This window comes from Streptomyces phytophilus (assembly GCF_013870535.1).
Classification (GTDB): Bacteria; Actinomycetota; Actinomycetes; order Streptomycetales; family Streptomycetaceae; genus Streptomyces; species Streptomyces phytophilus.
Genome location: NZ_JACBXC010001425.1, coordinates 1 through 1,459, shown reverse-complemented (window position 1 = coordinate 1,459; position 1,459 = coordinate 1). Strand labels below are relative to the sequence as shown.

The following is a 1,459-nucleotide window of genomic DNA, read 5'->3' as shown; positions in this document are numbered from 1 at the left end:
GCTCACCGGCCTCGGCGTGGCGTACGTCGTCTCCGGCGACTTCTCCGGCTGGAACTTCGGCCTGGCGGAGGGCGGGTTCGGCGGCCTGGCCATCGCCGCGCTGCTCATGGGCGTGATGTACACCTGCCTGGTCTTCGCCCTCGCCGAACTGGCCGCGGTCCTGCCCACGGCGGGCGGCGGCTACGGCTTCGCCCGCAAGGCGCTGGGTCCCTGGGGCGGGTTCATGACCGGCACGGCGATCCTCATCGAGTACGTCCTCGCGCCGGCCGCGATCGTCATCTTCATCGGCGACTACGTCGAGTCGCTGGAGCTGTTCGGCCTCACCTCCGGCTGGCCCGTCTACCTCGCCTGCTTCGTCATCTTCCTCGGCATCCACCTGTGGGGCGTCGGCGAGGCGCTGCGCTTCAGCCTCGTGGTGACCGCCGTCGCCGTCGCGGCGCTGCTCATCTTCGCCGTCGGCGCCCTCACCGAGTTCAGCGCCGGCTCGCTCAACGACATCCCCGTCGACGACGGCGCCCTCGGCGCCAACTCCTGGCTGCCGTTCGGGATCCTGGGCATCTGGGCGGCGTTCCCGTTCGGGATGTGGTTCTTCCTCGGCGTCGAGGGCGTGCCGCTGGCGGCGGAGGAGACGAAGGACCCGTCCCGTACGCTGCCGCGCGCGATGGCCTGGGCGATGGGCGTGCTGCTGCTGCTCGCCGTCGTCACCTTCATCGCCGCGGCCGGCGCCCGCGGCTCCGCCGCCGTCCAGGGCGCGGGCAACCCGCTGGTGGAGGCGCTGCAGCCGGACGGCGAGGCGACGGCGCTCAGCCGGTTCGTCAACTACGCGGGCCTCGCCGGGCTCGTCGCGTCGTTCTTCTCCCTCATCTACGCCGGCTCGCGCCAGCTCTTCGCGCTCTCCCGGGCCGGCTACCTGCCCCGCGCCCTGTCCCTCACCTCCCGCCGCAAGGCCCCGTACCTGGGCCTGCTCGTGCCCGGCGCGATCGGCTTCGCGCTCGCGGCCGGGTCCGGGAACGGGGCGCGGATGCTGAACGTCGCGGTGTTCGGGGCCACCATCTCGTACGCGCTGATGGCGCTCTCGCACATCGTGCTGCGCCGCCGCGAGCCGGGGCTGCACCGCCCGTACCGCACGCCGGGCGGGGCGGTGACGTCCGCGGTGGCGTTCGTGCTCGCGCTGTCGGCGCTGGTGGCGACGTTCCTGGTGGACAAGTGGGCGGCGATGATCGCGGGCTGCGTGTACGCGGTGGCGGTGGGATATTTCGCCCTCTACAGTCGGCACCGTCTGGTCGCGGCGGCGCCCGAGGAGGAGTTCGCGGCGCTGGCGGAGGCGGAGGCCGAGCTCGAACGCCCTGCCGGGAAGGAGAAGTGATGGACCGGCCTCTCATCGGCATCTCCACCTACCTCCTCGACGAGGCCCGGTGGGGCGACTGGCGGCTGCCCGCCGCCCTCCTGCCCGCCGGCT

General features: G+C 73.1%; 1 protein-coding gene and 1 pseudogene. Both read left to right on the top strand.

Annotated elements, in window-relative coordinates:
* Nucleotides 1–1,366 (top strand): ethanolamine permease (eat, locus tag H5J30_RS33010; RefSeq protein ID WP_181791375.1); only part of this gene is annotated, 1,366 nt, incomplete at its 5' end.
* Nucleotides 1,366–1,459 (top strand): annotated as a pseudogene (locus H5J30_RS37190) (gamma-glutamyl-gamma-aminobutyrate hydrolase family protein); the annotation flags it as partial. The gene eat and the pseudogene H5J30_RS37190, both read left to right, overlap by 1 nt.